This is a genomic window from Rhodococcus sp. Ni2 (genome assembly GCF_021352185.1).
Lineage (GTDB): Bacteria > Actinomycetota > Actinomycetes > Mycobacteriales > Mycobacteriaceae > Rhodococcus_F > Rhodococcus_F qingshengii.
In genome coordinates this window covers 2,638,210-2,654,301 of record NZ_WOXZ01000001.1, presented here as the reverse complement: position 1 = coordinate 2,654,301, position 16,092 = coordinate 2,638,210, and the positions used below count along the sequence as shown (strand labels likewise).

The following is a 16,092-nucleotide window of genomic DNA, read 5'->3' as shown; positions in this document are numbered from 1 at the left end:
GCTTACTTCTTGTCGGCCTTCGCTGCTGCCTTTGCGGCCTTCTTGAACTCGCGGACCTCGAGCAAAGACTGTTCGTCGACCACGTCTGCAATCGAGCGCCTCGAACCTTCGAGCCCGTAGTCGCCGGCCGCTTGGCGCCAACCTTTCGGCTCGACGCCGATCTGTTTTCCGAGCAACGCCAGGAAGATCCGGGCTTTCTGATCCCCGTAACCGGGTAGGGCTTTGAGCCGCTTCAGCACTTCCTTGCCGTCGGGATTTCCCGAAGTCCAGATCGCCGCGGTGTCGCCGTCGTAGTTCTCGACGATGAACTGGCACATGAGCTGGATACGCTCGCCCATCGACTTGGGGAATCGGTGCACAGCCGGAGGCTCGGCACAGACGGCGATGAACTCGTCGGTGTCCATGTCGGCGATACGCCTGACGTCGATACCGCTGAGCCGATCCGCCAGCTTCTTCGGACCGAGGAAGGCCGTTTCCATCGGAACCTGTTGATCGAGAAGCATTCCGATCAACAACGCCAACGGGTCCTCGGCGAGGAGAGCATCAGCTTCGGGGTCACCGACAAGGTTCAGTTGAAGTGCCATGAGTCCGATACTGCCACGTCAGGCGGCAGTTGTGACCGGCGCCGACGCATCCGGGGCCGGAATCTTCCACTTCTTCCAGCCGAACAGAACCACCGTCGAGACCGCGGCAAGCGTGAAGACCCAGAGGTAGACGCCGACGGTCGGAATCCGCAGATACTCGGGCGGCACGAACATGAACAGGCCCATTCCGATGAAGCGATCCGTACCCGGAATGACCGACGGGTCCCACCAGGTGTGAGACCAGTTCAAGACCGGGAGCAGGAAAACGAACGGCGCCACCCACGCCCAGCGCTTCTTCGACACCATCGCGTAGTGCGCGGCGAGGACGACCAGCGGGACGAACCACACCCAGTGATGGCCCCACGAGAACGGCGAGACAGTGGTCGCAGTCAACCCCGTCATGGTGAGGCCGAGCAATTTCTGGCCGTGCCGGTGAGCAATCCACGCGGCACCGAGTCCGAGGCATACCGCCAGCGCACTGAAGACTAGGACCAGGACCCGCGACGGCGTCGGAGTGTGAGTGAGCTGAGCGATCAGACCGGACACGGACTGGTTGCTCGGAGCATCCGTCGGTCCGACGCGTTCGCTGTCGACAAGAGTGCCGGTCCAGTACTTGTACGCATCGTTGTAGATCACGACGAAGCCGATCGCAACGGTCGCAGCGAACGTCACGACGGCCGTCACCAACGCACGCCATTGACGAGTGATGAAGAGGTACGCCCAGAAGAAGGCCGGAGTGAGCTTCACGCCGGCGGCGATGCCTGCCCCGATTCCTCGGAGCCGACTCTTCTCGTCCCGACCGAGGTCCCACACGATCAAGAGCAGCAGGAAGATGTTGATCTGCCCGAGCCAGAGCGTCGTACGTATCGGTTCCATGAACAGAAAGATCGTCGTCGCCAACGCACTCACGGCGTACGCCTTCACGTCGAGCCGATAACCGAGGTACTTCCAGCACAACAAGATCACTGCGAACAACGCAGCGATGTTCAAACCCGTCCACACAACAATCGCCTGTTTGAACGAGAGCACCGCCCACACCGTGAACAGCAAAGCCGCAAACGGGGTGTACGTGAACATCATCCCGTCCAGGACTGGCCCGTCGTACAACGGAAGGCCCTGAACCACAACGCTGCCGCCGTGGCGGTAGACGTCGAGATCGAGGAAATTTTCGAAGATCCCCCAGTACCGCGTATTCATCGGCACGGCGAAAAGAACCATCAGCACGGACGCGACTGCCAGAACACCGAGCAAAGAGAATCCGAGAACACCGACACGGAGCGTGCGTCGCGGTATGTCAGCTTCGATGACCGACTCTGATTTCGCGGTGTGCGCCTCGAAAGAAGGCCCATCCGAAGCGTTGATCGCGCCCGTCACTACAACCTCCGGGATTTACACCCTATGTCGGGAATTGATGCTCCGAACGGTACAAGACGAGACCGAAAAGTACCGACCGGGCACGCCGCTTCGAGAACTCAGATCTCGGAGAGACGCGATTCGGTGGCTGCGAGCAGGACACACGTAGCCACGCCGTCCATGGCAACTTCGAGTTCAGCCTTGGACGGGAAGCTCGGGGCCAACCGGATGTTCCGGTCATCCGGATCCGTGCTGTACGGGAAAGCCGATCCGGCAGCGGTGAGCGCGATACCCGCGTTCTTCGCCAGTTCGATGACCCGCTTGGCCGTGCCGTCGACCACGTCGAGGCTGATGAAGTATCCGCCCTTCGGCTCGGTCCAAGACGCGACCTTCGATGCACCGAGACGATCCTCGAGGATCCGCAGTACGAGCTCGAACTTGGGCGCGAGGAACGCGCGATGCTTCTCCATGTGCGCACGAACGCCGTCGGCATTGCCGAAGAAACGCAGGTGGCGAAGCTGATTGACCTTGTCCGGTCCGATGCTCTTCTTGCCCAGGAACTTCTGGTACCAGGCAAGGTTTTCCGCCGAGCTACCGAAGAAGCTCACACCAGCGCCGGCGAAAGTGATCTTGGACGTCGACGCGAACACGAGCGGACGGTTGGGGTGTCCGGCCTCCGCTGCCATCGAGAGAATGTCGTAGGAAGGCGCAGTCTCGCCGACAAGCGGATGTACGGCGTACGCGTTGTCCCAGTACAGGCGGAAGTCGGGCGCGGCCGTCGGCATCGACGCGAGCGTACGGACAATTTCTTCGGAGTACACGGCCCCGGTGGGGTTCGCGTAAACCGGAACCGCCCACATGCCCTTGATCTGCGGATCTGACGCAACAAGTTCGGCGATCTTGACGACATCCGGGCCGTCGTGGTTCATCGGCACCGCGATCATCTCGATGCCGAGGGACTCGGTGATCGCGAAGTGGCGGTCGTAGCCCGGTGCGGGGCAGAGAAACTTGATCTTCTCTTCCTGTGCCCACGGCCGGGCCGAATCCGGAGTGCCGTGGAGCAGTGAGAACACGACGTTGTCGTGCATGATCTCGAGGCTCGCGTTGTTTCCGGCGAGAAGGTTCGCAACGGGGATACCCAGCAGCTCACCGAAGATGGCGCGCAGTTCCGGCAGACCGGTGAGTCCGCCGTAGTTACGGCAGTCGGTGCCGCTTCCGTCACGGAAATCACCGTCGCCGGGCAGCGTCAGCAGCTCTGCGGAAAGGTCGAGTTGTTCCGGGGAAGGCTTACCGCGGGTCAGATCGAGTGCGAGCTTCTGCGCCTGGAGCTGCGTGTACTTCGCGCTCTGGCTCTCATGCTCGGAGGTGAGTTCTTCATGGCTCATCAACCCGATCTGGGTTTGGATAGGCATCCGGAGCGGCCTTTCACCGACGAGGCGGGGTCGGGTATGTGAAAAAATAGAGGACCCCGCGCACCCGGCAGAGCCCGTTGACCCTTGCTGCCTTCCGGCCCTGGGGGAGTTCACAGGATGCGCGCCGCGCGGGATCCAATGAACAGTGTAGACGGCTTTCGCCGGCCGCTACACACCACCTACCGGGGCCGAGATGCAAACATCGAGTTCCACCGGTTCTTCGCAGGTCAGGTACCCGTTTAACGCTTCGCGCCCGCAATTGGGTATGCTGCTCCACGGAGGATTCGCCTAGTGGCCTATGGCGCTCGCCTGGAACGCGGGTTGGGTTAACGCCCTCAGGGGTTCAAATCCCCTATCCTCCGCCAAAGGAACCCCTGTGAACTGCTGAGAAGCGGTTCACAGGGGTTCTTTTCTGTCCTCATGCAACGAGTAATGCAACAGGGTCTCGGTTCAGCTCGATGTTCTGCGAGCTCAGACGGTCTGCCGACTCGTGGTGGTTTCGATCCCGCAGCGCGCCGAATCGGAATGCTGCTGCGTGATTTCGAGTGGCCCGCCGATGGCCCGAACCCGATTCGGGAAGCTATGGCCACATCTGCTCCTGCAGCCCGCGTTGGTCATGAAATGACACCCGCGCCGCAAGTCTTATTTATCCAGATCCCATTCTGGATAAGATAGGCATGGAAAGCAAGGCGGCAATATAGCGTGGATACAGGGAGAGACCAGATGGCGTACAGGACGTTGAAATCGATCTTTCACCAACGAGATCGTGCTGGTGCCGATGCTGAGGAGCGAGCGCGACGCGATTCTCCCGCCGCCGTCCACTGGGACCTACTGATCGGCGAACACTCGACGTTCGCACTGATGACACCCGAAGTCGCAGCGCTGATCGAACGGATCATGAGCTTCGAGCCGAAGATCCGGGCTGAGTGGAACGGGCTGCCGGCCCTCGCGCGCACCCACTACCTGCATCGCATGGTGATCGACGAGATCCAGGCAACGAACGAGATCGAACAGGTCCGCTCAACCCGGAAGGAGATCAGCGAGGCAATCGAGATGGTGTGGGCGGAGCAACCCCTCGCGAACAAGCGGTTCGCCGAGATGGTGCGGCTCTATCTCAATATCGGCAACGACCAGGCCGAGAGTCCACAGACGCTCGACGACATCCGAGACGTCTACGACGCGGTAACTCGGGGCGAGATTCGCGACGAGGACGCCCCCGATGGGAAGCGGTTCCGGCAAGGGCCAGTATCGATCACGTCAGGAATCAAGGTCGTGCACACCGGTGTGGTACCCGAGTCAGCGATCGACGACGCGCTGACCCTCATGCTGAGCCAGGGGGGCGACGACTCGATTCCACGACTGATCAGGGCAGTGGTCGCGCACTTCATCTTCGAGTACACGCACCCGTTCTACGACGGCAACGGCCGAACCGGACGCTACCTTCTCGCGCTGGACCTTCGACAGGTGTTGGCTCCGTATACGAGCCTGGCATTGTCGGCGACCGTCGCCGACAACAAGGATCGTTACTACAAAGCATTCTCTGACGCGGAGAATCCATTGAACCGCGGAGATCTGACGCCCTACCTGATCGATATGCTGGAGATCATCGCCGAGGCGCAACATCGACTGCTGCTCGACCTCTCCGAGAGGCGGCATAAGATCGACACACTCGAGGCGCGTATCCGCGTTCTGGTGGAGGATGAGGAATTTCCGCTGAACTTGGGACTCGATCGCGAGTCGACGCCGCCGGTTGATAGCAACCACATCGGCGCAGTCCTGTTCACCCTGGGTCAGACCCACTGCTTCGAGGCGAACCGCGCCATCAAGTTGAACACCCTGGTCGAGGTGGTGGGTCGATCCAGCCAGTTCGCCCGCCCGCGACTTCAGCGCCTGGACGATGCCGGGATCATTGAGACGGTTACGAAGAGACCGCTGCGCTTCCGGCTCACGGCACGGGGGGTATCGCTCCTCGATCTGGATGGGGAGTGATTTTCGCCAGGTCGCAGATGGGCTAGGTGGCGATTGGGCGCACGATCGACGTTTCCATTCCCACTCGCGAATGGAGTGCAGTGGCCGCAACATTTGTGGTCTTCGTCGGCGCACTGGTTCTGCCGCCGGGTACCGCACGGCGATTGGTTGCAGCGAGCTGGGCCGTCCACCCGATTTTCGACCTACTTCACGAGCGTGGTCCAGAATCACGTCTGCCGGATTGGTACCCCGCAATTTGCGCGGGATACGACCTCGGAACCGCTGGACTTCTTGCTGCCGAACCACGCAATTTCGTTTGACAGACTCACAAACCCGAGGACAGACTTTCCGTCCAACCCAACCATCGGGAGTACGCGTGATTGCCGGCCAGACCAATCTGCTCGCAGATTGCAGCAGTTGCTTCGGTCTGTGCTGCGTCGCACTCCCCTTTTCCAAGTCCTCCGACTTCGCGACCAACAAGAATGCCGGCGACCCCTGCAAGAACCTGCAGCAGGATTTCCGTTGCGGCATTCACACCGGATTGCGAAAGAAGGGCTTCACCGGTTGCACCGTCTACGACTGTTTCGGTGCGGGACAGAAGGTTTCACAGCAGACCTACGACGGCGTCAGCTGGCGTGATGCCCCGGAGACCGCGTCAGACATGTTCGAAACCTTCCCTGTCATACGCCAGTTGCACGAACTGCTCTGGTATCTCGCCGAAGCCCGCTCGCTGAAGCAAACCCACTCGATACGAAAGGAACTCGACGCTGCACTCGCAGAGACGGAAAGCCTGACCAACGGCACACCTTCGCAGATTCAAACCGTCGACGTCTCAGCACACCGAGCGGCAGTCAACACACTGCTCTTGCAGACGAGTAACCTTGTGCGCTCACCGATCTCAACCAAGAAGGGTCGAAAACTCGACCACCGCGGCGCAGACCTCATCGGCGCCAAATTTCGTGGTTCCGATCTACGTGGGGCCAACTTTCGCGGGAGTTACCTGATCGGTGCAGACCTCCGCGACTGCGAACTCGATCGAGCCGATCTGATCGGTGCAGACTTACGCGGCACCGACATTCGCGGCACAAAACTCCGCGGCAGTATCTTTCTCACTCAGTTCCAGATCAACGGGGCGATCGGCGATTCGGCTACCACACTTCCCGATTCACTGACCCGCCCCAGCCACTGGGCCTGAACCCGACTGTCAACTCCGTCGTCTGTCGGCGACTGTCAACTCCGTCGACTGTCGGCGACTGTCAACTCCGTCGACGGAGAACGACCTTGTTAGCTTCCGGATCGACAGACACCCACGGCGGGTCACCGTCCGTTCCGTCCTCACGATGCATCAATGCGCTCTGACGCTGTTCGAATTCATGATGCTTGGACCCCTGAAACAGGGCAGCAACCTCTTCGAAGCCCGCGGCCGAGACCGGACGAGTCGTACGTCCCCGAGTCCACGGCAGTGCCCGGCCGCCGGTGAGCCGGTTCCAGAGAGTCTCGGCGAAAGCGAACAGGACCAGCAGCACGAGCAAGCCTGGCAGCGTCAACGCGAACAGAGTGCCCATGAAAGAAGTCTAGCGACGAACGCCCCCGGTCCCCTCGACTTCCGATCGGCCGCCCTATGTCTGGTCCCGCGGTCGATGATCTGCCACAATGCAAGCTGTTACGACTAGTAACACCTTCGGGGGGAGGATTTCACGTGAGCTTGATACTTGCAGCTACCGATCGTTCGGAGCTTGCCCAGACGCTTGGTACCGAATTAATACATTTCGGGCACCAGATACAGCTCGTCCGCACCGGGCGTCGACTACTCGATGACCTGGACACCGACAGTTTCGATATCGCCGTGATCGATCTCCTTCTGCCGGACATCGACGGCTACGAGATCGCACGGCAGATCCGCTTGCGCAGTTCGATGCCGATCATGATGCTGGTGGATACCTACGAGGACATCGACGAAGCACCACATCGCGCTGTCTCGGACTTTGTGCTGAACCCGATCGATTCTCACGCGCTCGATCTTCGGGTCACCGCAATCCTTCGTGAAACCGCACATCCCGCCCCCGGCAAACACCAACGTCACGGTGACCTGCTCCTCGATCGACGTGCGATGACGGCGACGATGGGCGGAAAGCTGCTGGTCCTCAGTCGGACCGAATGGCGGGTACTCCTGGAGCTGTCGACCGAGCCTGGGCGCGTGTACTCACGTGATCACCTGATCCGAAACGTGTGGGGTTCCGACCACGAAAGGACGCGTGTAGTCGACGCAACCATTCTCAGCCTGCGGTCCAAACTCGAATCCGATCCCGCGAAACCGAAGTACATCAAAACCATCAGGGGATTCGGATACCGCTTCGGCCCGGTCGACTGAAGTCGCCTTCGTGTCGGTGCCGCTCGATAAGCTCTTGTCATGGGTTGGTACACACCACAATCGGTCGCCCCGGATCTCTCCGACATCCTGGTGTGTGGCTGGACGGCGTGCGCAGAAGGAGAACACCTCCTCGTGCCCGATGCTTGCATGGACGTGCTGTGGATATGCGGCGTCGGCATACGCGTCTGTGGCCCCGAAACCGCTGCATGGTCATTCACTCTTCCGCCCGGAACACGCTCCGTGGGTGTTCGATTCCGCCCTGGATCGGCATCGCCGATGTTGCGAACCTCGGCGTCCGAGCTTCGGGATTCTCGCGCCGATCTCAGCGATGTAACCGACGCACGCACGGAACGAATACTGTTGAACCGCTTGGAAAATTCCGAAGACCACGAACAGGTCTCCATCCTCGAAAGCGCTGTTCGGAGTTGGGTAAGTTCGAGTTTCCGTCACGATCCGGTGATCAACCACGTTCGCACCGCACTGTCCGAACATTCGTGGAATGTCAGCTCTCTCGCCGACGCGGCGGCACTGACTTCGCGCCAACTCCAACGTCGATGCAACGACGCCTTCGGATACGGCCCGGCAACGCTGCGCTCGATCCTGCGCCTCCAGCGCTTCATGGCGCTCGCTCGCAGTCGACCCGCGCTGGGACTCGCTGAATCCGCAGCGCACTGCGGATTCAGCGATCAGGCCCATTTGACTCGTGAATGCCGCCGAATCTCTTCACTGACCCCGGCAGCTCTACTCCGAACTCAAGCCCCCGACTGGCACGGGTCGGATACCGTTGTCGCGCTAGCAGAGGGAGACGCGGTCGCGTAATCCCGACCGCGCTCCCCCGCCGTCACTTCTGCCTGAAAAGCGTTCTTGCCGAACACAGCCCGCCGAGGGAGAGCACTGCGACGGTCATGTAGTAGTAGCTCGGGGCGTCGAGCGAGCCTGTTGTACTGATCAACCAGGTCAAGACCAACGGCGCGATTCCGCCGAGCAAGGTCACTCCGAGGTTGTACGACAATGACATGCCGGTAGCCCGGATCTCTGCCGGGAACAGCGAACTCATCAAGGCAGGCAAGGGACCGAAGGCAAACGCCATGATGACACCCAGGACCGAAACAACCAGGACGAGGGTCAGAGTCGACGGGTGATCGACCATCAATTTGAAGAGCGGCCAGGCCAAGACGATTGCCGCAACGGCGGCCCAGGTCATAACTCTCGCCGGTCCGACCCGGTCTGCAAGATGCCCGATCAACGGCACGGTGATCAAGGTGACCAGTCCGGCGACGATGCCGCCGAGATAGCCGGCAGAGGCGGAAACTCCGAGGTTCTTCACGGCAAACGTCGGCATGTACAAGATGAGATAGATCGAGATCGTCGCGACGCCCACTACTGCGGCACCGGTCAGCACCCGGCCGAGATGCCTGGTCAGCGTCGTCTTCAGCGGAGCCCTTTCCGGAACGCTCGTCTTGAAATCGTCCGTTTCGTCAAGCTTGGCACGGATGTAGAGTCCGACCGGCCCGACGATGATGCCGAAGAAGAACGGAACGCGCCAGCCCCACGAGTAGAGCGCTTCATGCGAAAGGTGGGTGTTGAGCACGTATCCGAACAGCGATGCCAGGAAAACCGAGGCACCCTGGCTGGCAACTTGCCAGGAAGAGTAGAACGCCTTCTTGTGTGGCGCAGTCTCCACGAGGAAGGTTGTAGCAGTACCGAATTCACCGCCGGCGGAGAATCCTTGAATGAGACGCGAAACAAGGATGACGACGCCGGCCCACGGTCCGATCATCGAGGTCGTCGGCGCCACGGCCATGATGAGCGTGCCGATCATCATCAGCATCATCGTCAACGTCAAGGCGTTCTTGCGCCCGCGACGATCGGCGTAGCTACCGAGAACCATCCCGCCAAGCGGCCGGATGACGTACGAGATCGCAAACGTCGCGAACGTCAGTATCAAACCGAGCGTGTTGTCGCCGCCGGGAAAGAAATTATGGGCGATCACCACTGCGAATGATGCGTAGACGATGACGTCGAACCATTCGAGCGCAGCGCCGAGCGAACTGCTGATCACCGCCTTGCGAGCAGCGGCCAGGCGTTCCGGGGTGACTGTTCCGGAGGTTGGCGTAGTTGCCGTGGACATGGTTTTCCTTAGGGGGTCAGGGTGGGTCAGGCGCGGGCGTGAGCGATGACGTTCCGAACGAACTGCTCGCACTGTGCCAATTGGTCAAGTGTCACGTACTCGTCAGGTGCATGCGCCTGAGTGATGCTTCCCGGCCCACACACGACAGTGGGGATACCGATAGTCGCGAACATCCCGGCCTCGGTGGCGTACGCGACCTTTTCGTCCGATGCCCGACCACCCCATTGTTCGACCAGTGCGGCCGCCGAAGCATTCGCATCCGTCTCCAGGGGAGGGACCGAGGCCGACACGTGCATCGTCACGGAGGCTGACGGGTTTTCTTCCCGCATCAGGTTCTCGATCCGATTCGTCTCGGCGGCAAAGCGTTCGAGCAAATCTGCGGCGCCAGCTGAGCTGATGCTCCTGAACTCGAAAGTGATGGAGCAATCCTCGGGGACAGTGTTCACTGCGATCCCGCCGGATACGAGATTGACCGAACACGTCGTCCAGGCAACGTCGAATGCGTCGTCGTACGGGCCGGACGCACGGAGCTCGTCGGCCGCGCTTCTGACGAATCGAATCAACTCCGCGCCGTATTCGATCGCGTTGACTCCTTTCGGAGTAAGCGACGAGTGCGCCGAAACACCATGCAGATCAACACGTATGACGTTCATCGACTTGTGTGCGCGAATGACCCGCATCTCCGACGGCTCTCCGACGACGCACACATCAGGGCGCAGGTTCCGGGAAACAACCTCCTCGACCAACCCGGCCGCACCGATGCAGCCGACTTCCTCGTCGTAGGAGAATGCAAAGTGAATCGGCTTCGCCAGCGGCCGAGCAACGATGTCGGGGATCGCAGCGACGACGATCCCGATGAACGACTTCATGTCGCACGTGCCACGTCCGTACAGGCTTCCGTCGCGAACGTCGGGCGTGAAAGGGTCGCTACTCCAGTCTTGATCGTCGACTGGCACTACGTCTGTATGGCCGGAGAACATCACACCGCCGGCAGTACTTCCGTCAGGAGGCGTGAACGTTGCCAACAAGTTGAGCTTCGTTCCCTCGTCATCGGCAACAAGTACCGGCTCGACCCCATGGCGACGTAGTTCCGCCGCAATGAGATCGATCAACGGTCGATTGCTCACGGCACTCGTCGTATCGATTCCGATGAGGCGTTGCACCCACTCGAGGCTTCTCTCGGTCGGAACAGCGGGCAACGTGGTCGATGACATCTGGTTTCTCCTTTCACAGCATGAACGCGGTGGGCACTCGCCACCGCGTTCTGCCCTTCGAGCATGAATGAAGTGATCCCAGACACAATGAAGATGCAGGATACTTGCACCATGATCGAAGAAACGCAGGATTCCGCCGTACTGGACGACGTCGACCTCGCCCTGATCAATTGCCTGCAACTCGACCCGCGAGCGTCGTGGCGCACGGTTGGCGACGCGCTCAAAGTGGATCCGGTTACCGTGGCTCGCCGCTGGCAGCGGTTACAGGATTCCGGCACCGCCTGGGTCTCTGCCAGGGCAACCGGCCATGGCCGTCCGGAGTCGTGTCTGGCTTTTGTCGAAGTCGACTGCACGACTTCGAACGCGTTGACGATTGCAGAACGACTTGCCCGCTGGCCGCACGTACTGAGCGTCGAACACACAAGCGGCCCAGGCGACTTGACACTTCTCGTCGAGGTCAGAGACATGGCTTTCCTGTCGCGCTTCCTGCTTCGGTCGCTCGCGTCGGTACCCGGGATCGTCAGTTCGCGTGCACACCTCGTCACCGAGGTCTTCGCGATCGGAGACGACTGGAAATTGCAGGTACTCGATGCCGCGCAGCGAGCGACGATGACAGACCGGCCTGTGCGATACAAATACGCGCCGACGGATCAGCGCCATCACGGGAAGACGTTCGACGCTGTCGACCGCCAATTGATATTGAAACTGGGTGAGGACGGTCGATCGTCGATTGCCGAGCTCACGGTCGGTACCGGCCTCAGCGAAAGTACGGTCAGGCGGCGACTTGCCGAATTGACGTCGCGCAACCAGATCGTGTTCCGCTGCGACGTGTCTCTGCCACTGTCCGGCTGGCCCCTCGTGACCTGGGTGTGGGGATATGTCGATCCCACGGACCGGTCGACGATTCGTGCCCTGGTGGAGCGAGTGCCGGGAACGCGGGTGTGCATGCGGATATCCGGTGGACGCGCCAACACACTGCTCGCGATCGCCGCACACTCCCTTCGCGAAACTCCCATTACCGAAGTACAACTCGCACAAGAGGCACCGGGCCTGGTGGTGCTGAACAGGTCAGTGGTGCTGCGATCGATGAAGAGGGTGGGCCGACTTCTCGACGACGAGGGCAAGAGTGCCGGGGTCGTACCGATGGACATCTGGGCGGAAGCCCCGGAGATCGAGTGAATGTCCGAAATAATCAATCACGATGCGCTGTGGCGGTGAAGGATTGTTGTCATGACTTCAACAGAGATCTCCCCCGCCCAGCGTTATCGGGATCTGGCTGCCGGATTCACGGCCCGGATCGACGCCGTACCCGCCGACCGCTGGGACGACGATTCCCCCTGCGAGGGCTGGACCGCCCGCGACGTGGTGAGACACGTGCTCGACAGCGAACGAGACATGGTCAAGGTAGTCGGCCTGGAATTGGCACCCGGTCCGTCGGTCGACGACGACCCGTCGGCAGCCTGGGCGGCCGTCCGCAATTCGATGCAGGAAATTCTGGACGATCCGGCAAAGTCCACCCTGGAATACGACGGACACTTCGGCAGGACCAACCTCGGGGCCACGGTCGAGGGGTTCTTGTGTTTCGATCTGGTCATCCACGGTTGGGACCTCGCGGCCGCAACCGGCACCGATACGACGATGCGAGACGCGGACGTGGAGTGGGTGTCGGAGATCGCCGCGGGCCTGGGCGAGTCGATCCGCATGAGCGGTGTGTGCGGCCCGGAAATACAGGTTCCGGACAACGCTGACAAAGCGACGAAACTCCTTGCCTTCCTCGGCCGGAAGGCGTGAAAAAGCACCCCTGACGTGGGCATTACTTCCATACGCATGTAATGTCGCGGTATGCCGGAACGCCGAAAATCCTCCACGAGTCCAGACCTGCTTGCGGCGGCATTGTTCGATGTCGCCGCGGAATCCGGACTGGAAAATGCCAGCGTTCGCGAGGTCGCAAAACGGGCGGGTGTCTCGATCGGCGCAGTGCAACATCATTTCTCGACCAAGGACGAGATGTTCGCATTCGCACTGCGAACACTCGTCGATCGATTGTTGACGCGACTGGCCGAATCGTCCGCCGACGCGGACCCGCATACCGCCCTGTTCCAGGCGCTCTCGCAACTCCTGCCCCTCGACGAGCAACGCACGCGTGAGGCGCATGTGCTCGCCGCGTTTGCCGTGCGCGCCGCAACCAGTGAGTCACTCTCCGAAATTCGCCGGACAACCCTGTTCACAATCCGCACCGGCATCTCGACAGTTCTGATCGGCATCGGAACTCCGGAAGCGGAAACCAGAGCGGCACTTCTGCTTTCAACCGTCAATGGATTGGCACTCGACGCACTCGGAAGCCCCGCCATGTATCCGCCGCAGTACCTCGATCACGCTTTGGAAACCCAGATCCGCCTCACCCTGCACGACGCCGAGAACCCGCTCGCCTCCGTCGGGCTCGCCAGCTGACGTGGAAGGAGCAGGACGCTTCGCGCCGAGCCCGTCTGGCGATCTCCATCTGGGAAACCTCCGAACCGCCCTCTTGGCTTGGCTTTTCGCCCGCACCAGCGGGCGCGACTTCCTCATTCGGGTAGAGGATCTCGACCGTGTCCGCCCCGGCGCGATGGAACGACAACTCGACGATCTGCGCAGGCTCGGCCTCACGTGGGACGGCCCAGTCGTATTGCAGTCACACCGTCTTCCCTTGTACCACAAGGCTATCGACCAATTGCGCGAGCGTGACCTGACCTATCCCTGCTTCTGCACACGCAAGGAGATCCTGCAGGCACCGTCAGCGCCCCATGCTCCAGACGGCGCCTACCCCGGCACGTGTCGGAACCTTTCGGAGGCCGAACGCGCCGAGAAATCGGCAAGTGGCCGATCTCCCGCGCTGAGGCTACGGGCCGGCATCGACTCGTTCACCGTCCATGACGAACTGTTCGGCGAGGTGACGGGACCAGTCGACGACGTCGTCCTGCTCCGCGGAGACGGGGTGCCCGCTTACAACCTTGCCGTTGTCGTCGACGACGGTGCACAGAACATCGACCAGGTGGTTCGCGGCGACGACCTCCTGACCTCGGCTCCACGTCAGGCATACCTTGCCCGGCTGCTCGACATCGAACCACCGTCGTACGCCCACGTTCCTCTTGCCTTGAACAGTGAAGGCAAGCGACTCGCGAAGCGCGACGGCGCAGTGACTCTGGCAGATCAACTCGAGGCCGGACGCAGTGCCGAGCAGGTTCTGACGATGATCGCGTCGAGCATCGGTCTCGCCGAACCCGGCGAGGTTGTCACACCACCCCAATTGGCGGATCGATTCGACTCTCGCAAGATCCCCCGGACCCCGTGGATTTTCCCGGCGAAGTAAGTGACGTATCAATCGGTGCCTCGTCGGAACAAAACTACGATTGTCCGATATGACAAAGCCGTCCGCAATAGCTATTCGTTGGCAATTCTCGAATAGTGAAGTACGGTCGAGACTGGCGAAGGAAATTCCGGGCGAGTTGTTCCTGCAAAACCACGCCCGGGATCTGAACCTGGAATCCGACCACAGTACCCACTTGCAGCATCCACGCTGACACGCACGTGCGGCACGGGCGACTCAGGACGAAAAGGAATACGCATGGTCCGCGAGCTTCGCGAGGCACTCGACGACCATCAATTCGAGGTGTTGTATCAACCCCAGGTCAATCTGAACTCGTCAGCAATTATCAGCTATGAAGCTCTTTTGCGTTGGCGCCATCCGCTGCGAGGGTTGATCGAACCTCAAGATTTCATGCGCTCCGCCGAATCCTCTGGGCTCATCATTCCCATCGGGCTACAAGCTCTGGAAATGATTTGTGCCCAAACAGCGTCGTGGCCTGAGCACATGATGGTCGCGGTCAACTTTTCGCCTCGCCAACTCGCTACCCCGCACGCCGCTCACGAGATCCTCGGAGCGCTCGACAGTTCACAAACGCCACTGAGCAGAATAATCGTGGAAGTCACCGAACTCGGCGTCGTAGGCCGGCATGCCGCCGAGACACTCCACGTCTTGCACAACGAGGGAATTCGAATCGCGCTGGATGATTTCGGGGCGGGCTTCGCGTCTTTCTCCGCATTGTCGGAATTGCCGCTCGACATTCTCAAGATCGACCAATCCTTGACCTGGGCCGTCAGCGCAGCGGGTCGTGCTGGAGACCGTGCCTTCATGGTCATGGAGTCCATCGCCGACATCGCTCGGAAGCTCGGGCTTGATTCGATCGCCGAGGGCGTCGAGACCGCGGAACACGCAGCCAACGTCTTGCGGGCCGGCTGCGATATGGGCCAGGGCTATTACTTCGGCAAGCCACTTCCTGCGTCGTCCATCGTCACTCCCGTGTGAGCGCTCGCCACTTCAGCACGACGACACTTCAGTACGACGACGATGCACTGGCTATGAGTGCGACTACGAGAATCACGGCAAAAATTGCCAAGAAGGCCGCGCCGACCGCAATTCCGGCTATCGCAAGCCCGCGCCCCTGTTGACCTGTCTGCTTGATCTGATTGAGCGCGACAATTCCCAGAATGATTCCGACGATTCCGCCGAGACTGTAGAAGCAACCACCCGCAAGCGATACAACCAGCGATGCAATTGCGAGACCATTGGTGCCGACTGGCTGCATCGGCGGTGCGTACCCACCCGCGAATTGATTCGGTTGACCGTACGCATTCGGCGGCTGAGCGTACTGAGCCTGTCCGTATTGAGCTTGTCCGTATTGTCCGGGTTGCTGATATTGATTCTGCTGATATTGATTCTGCGGTCCGAAATTTTGCGGCGGCAGGTACGGGTTCGGTTCACCGATTCCGCCCGGCTGGGGGTTATTACCGGGCGGGTTGTACGACGGCGGTGGATAACCCGGGTACTGCTCGTTGGGAGTGGTATATCCGGGAACTTCAGGTGAAGACTGCGTTTCGGACGGGGACACGCCGTACCCCTCAGGAGGCAGGCTCGGAAATTCTCCGTACCCAGGTTTTGCCTGGTAATCGCTCGAAGAATCGTCGTTGTTGCCCCCGGAACTCGTCATACAACGCAGCCTAAACCACAGGTGACCTCCGA

At 60.7% G+C, this 16,092-nt stretch carries 17 protein-coding genes, 1 tRNA gene and 1 other RNA gene; 11 read left to right on the top strand and 8 right to left on the bottom strand.

The features are described 5' to 3' along the window. Positions 1–2: 2 nt before the first annotated feature. The 4 genes from GN300_RS12930 to ffs form a co-directional block, all read right to left on the bottom strand. Positions 3–584 (bottom strand): HhH-GPD-type base excision DNA repair protein, encoded by a 582-nt coding sequence (locus GN300_RS12930; RefSeq protein WP_003943868.1) that lies wholly within the window; start codon positions 582–584, stop codon positions 3–5. Between the two features lie 18 nt (positions 585–602). Then, positions 603–1,958, bottom strand: coding sequence for a glycosyltransferase 87 family protein (locus GN300_RS12925; protein WP_063315216.1), 1,356 nt, complete (start codon positions 1,956–1,958; stop codon positions 603–605). A gap of 98 nt (positions 1,959–2,056) precedes the next feature. Then, positions 2,057–3,349 (bottom strand): aminotransferase class I/II-fold pyridoxal phosphate-dependent enzyme, encoded by a 1,293-nt coding sequence (locus GN300_RS12920; protein WP_003943985.1) that lies wholly within the window; start codon positions 3,347–3,349, stop codon positions 2,057–2,059. A 41-nt stretch (positions 3,350–3,390) separates the two neighbouring features. Further along, positions 3,391–3,490, bottom strand: an RNA gene (gene ffs / locus GN300_RS12915) — signal recognition particle sRNA small type. Positions 3,491–3,626: 136 nt separating this feature from the next. Here ffs and GN300_RS12910 point away from each other — a divergent pair. From GN300_RS12910 to GN300_RS12895, 4 genes are all read left to right on the top strand, one after another. After that, positions 3,627–3,714, top strand: a tRNA-Ser gene (locus GN300_RS12910). Between the two features lie 496 nt (positions 3,715–4,210). After that, on the top strand, positions 4,211–5,338 hold the full coding sequence (locus GN300_RS12905) for a Fic family protein (RefSeq protein WP_233405627.1): 1,128 nt from the start codon (positions 4,211–4,213) through the stop codon (positions 5,336–5,338). Between the two features lie 80 nt (positions 5,339–5,418). Next, positions 5,419–5,637, top strand: coding sequence for a hypothetical protein (locus tag GN300_RS12900; RefSeq protein ID WP_233405626.1), 219 nt, complete (start codon positions 5,419–5,421; stop codon positions 5,635–5,637). Between the two features lie 56 nt (positions 5,638–5,693). Continuing rightward, on the top strand, positions 5,694–6,512 hold the full coding sequence (locus GN300_RS12895; protein WP_063315218.1) for a pentapeptide repeat-containing protein: 819 nt from the start codon (positions 5,694–5,696) through the stop codon (positions 6,510–6,512). A gap of 61 nt (positions 6,513–6,573) precedes the next feature. On the opposite strand, the gene GN300_RS12890 is transcribed toward GN300_RS12895, so the two are convergent. After that, a complete protein-coding gene (locus GN300_RS12890) occupies positions 6,574–6,882 on the bottom strand; it encodes a DUF6191 domain-containing protein (RefSeq protein WP_007731580.1) in 309 nt (102 codons plus the stop codon). A gap of 134 nt (positions 6,883–7,016) precedes the next feature. Here GN300_RS12890 and GN300_RS12885 point away from each other — a divergent pair, with 134 nt between their 5' ends. Beyond that, on the top strand, positions 7,017–7,688 hold the full coding sequence (locus tag GN300_RS12885; RefSeq protein ID WP_007731581.1) for a response regulator transcription factor: 672 nt from the start codon (positions 7,017–7,019) through the stop codon (positions 7,686–7,688). Between the two features lie 39 nt (positions 7,689–7,727). Next, on the top strand, positions 7,728–8,507 hold the full coding sequence (locus GN300_RS12880; protein ID WP_063315219.1) for a helix-turn-helix domain-containing protein: 780 nt from the start codon (positions 7,728–7,730) through the stop codon (positions 8,505–8,507). A 22-nt stretch (positions 8,508–8,529) separates the two neighbouring features. On the opposite strand, the gene GN300_RS12875 is transcribed toward GN300_RS12880, so the two are convergent. After that, a complete protein-coding gene (locus GN300_RS12875) occupies positions 8,530–9,819 on the bottom strand; it encodes an MFS transporter (protein WP_063315220.1) in 1,290 nt (429 codons plus the stop codon). A gap of 26 nt (positions 9,820–9,845) precedes the next feature. Next, positions 9,846–11,033, bottom strand: coding sequence for an acetylornithine deacetylase (gene argE, locus GN300_RS12870; RefSeq protein ID WP_047271559.1), 1,188 nt, complete (start codon positions 11,031–11,033; stop codon positions 9,846–9,848). A gap of 111 nt (positions 11,034–11,144) precedes the next feature. Here argE and GN300_RS12865 point away from each other — a divergent pair, with 111 nt between their 5' ends. The 5 genes from GN300_RS12865 to GN300_RS12845 all read left to right on the top strand — a co-directional run bounded on the left by GN300_RS12865 (position 11,145) and on the right by GN300_RS12845 (position 15,378). Beyond that, complete coding sequence (locus tag GN300_RS12865) at positions 11,145–12,212, top strand: Lrp/AsnC family transcriptional regulator (protein ID WP_064073653.1); 1,068 nt, start codon at positions 11,145–11,147, stop codon at positions 12,210–12,212. A gap of 51 nt (positions 12,213–12,263) precedes the next feature. Next, positions 12,264–12,824: a TIGR03086 family metal-binding protein gene (locus GN300_RS12860; RefSeq protein ID WP_050656464.1), complete on the top strand. Its 561-nt coding sequence runs from the start codon at positions 12,264–12,266 to the stop codon at positions 12,822–12,824. Between the two features lie 51 nt (positions 12,825–12,875). After that, entirely contained in the window at positions 12,876–13,484 is a 609-nt protein-coding gene (locus GN300_RS12855) for a TetR/AcrR family transcriptional regulator (protein WP_019746515.1), read from the top strand. 1 nt (position 13,485) lies between these two features. Beyond that, entirely contained in the window at positions 13,486–14,382 is an 897-nt protein-coding gene (gene gluQRS / locus GN300_RS12850) for a tRNA glutamyl-Q(34) synthetase GluQRS (protein WP_054780786.1), read from the top strand. Positions 14,383–14,637: 255 nt separating this feature from the next. Next, entirely contained in the window at positions 14,638–15,378 is a 741-nt protein-coding gene (locus GN300_RS12845) for an EAL domain-containing protein (protein WP_063315222.1), read from the top strand. A gap of 28 nt (positions 15,379–15,406) precedes the next feature. Here the strand turns inward: GN300_RS12845 and GN300_RS12840 are convergent, their stop codons facing one another. Next, entirely contained in the window at positions 15,407–16,060 is a 654-nt protein-coding gene (locus GN300_RS12840) for a DUF4190 domain-containing protein (RefSeq protein WP_007731588.1), read from the bottom strand. Positions 16,061–16,092 lie beyond the last annotated feature (32 nt).

Bases quoted from the DNA above. Each gene is read 5' to 3' on its own strand.
- GN300_RS12840 (WP_007731588.1), bottom strand. From the start codon at position 16,060: ATGACGAGTTCCGGGGGCAACAACGACGATTCTTCGAGCGATTACCAG.
- GN300_RS12930 (WP_003943868.1), bottom strand. From the start codon at position 584: ATGGCACTTCAACTGAACCTTGTCGGTGACCCCGAAGCTGATGCTCTC.
- GN300_RS12905 (WP_233405627.1), top strand. From the start codon at position 4,211: ATGACACCCGAAGTCGCAGCGCTGATCGAACGGATCATGAGCTTCGAG.
- GN300_RS12920 (WP_003943985.1), bottom strand. From the start codon at position 3,349: ATGCCTATCCAAACCCAGATCGGGTTGATGAGCCATGAAGAACTCACC.
- GN300_RS12865 (WP_064073653.1), top strand. From the start codon at position 11,145: ATGATCGAAGAAACGCAGGATTCCGCCGTACTGGACGACGTCGACCTC.
- GN300_RS12880 (WP_063315219.1), top strand. From the start codon at position 7,728: ATGGGTTGGTACACACCACAATCGGTCGCCCCGGATCTCTCCGACATC.
- GN300_RS12875 (WP_063315220.1), bottom strand. From the start codon at position 9,819: ATGTCCACGGCAACTACGCCAACCTCCGGAACAGTCACCCCGGAACGC.
- GN300_RS12860 (WP_050656464.1), top strand. From the start codon at position 12,264: ATGACTTCAACAGAGATCTCCCCCGCCCAGCGTTATCGGGATCTGGCT.
- GN300_RS12855 (WP_019746515.1), top strand. From the start codon at position 12,876: ATGCCGGAACGCCGAAAATCCTCCACGAGTCCAGACCTGCTTGCGGCG.
- GN300_RS12890 (WP_007731580.1), bottom strand. From the start codon at position 6,882: ATGGGCACTCTGTTCGCGTTGACGCTGCCAGGCTTGCTCGTGCTGCTG.
- argE (WP_047271559.1), bottom strand. From the start codon at position 11,033: ATGTCATCGACCACGTTGCCCGCTGTTCCGACCGAGAGAAGCCTCGAG.
- GN300_RS12845 (WP_063315222.1), top strand. From the start codon at position 14,638: ATGGTCCGCGAGCTTCGCGAGGCACTCGACGACCATCAATTCGAGGTG.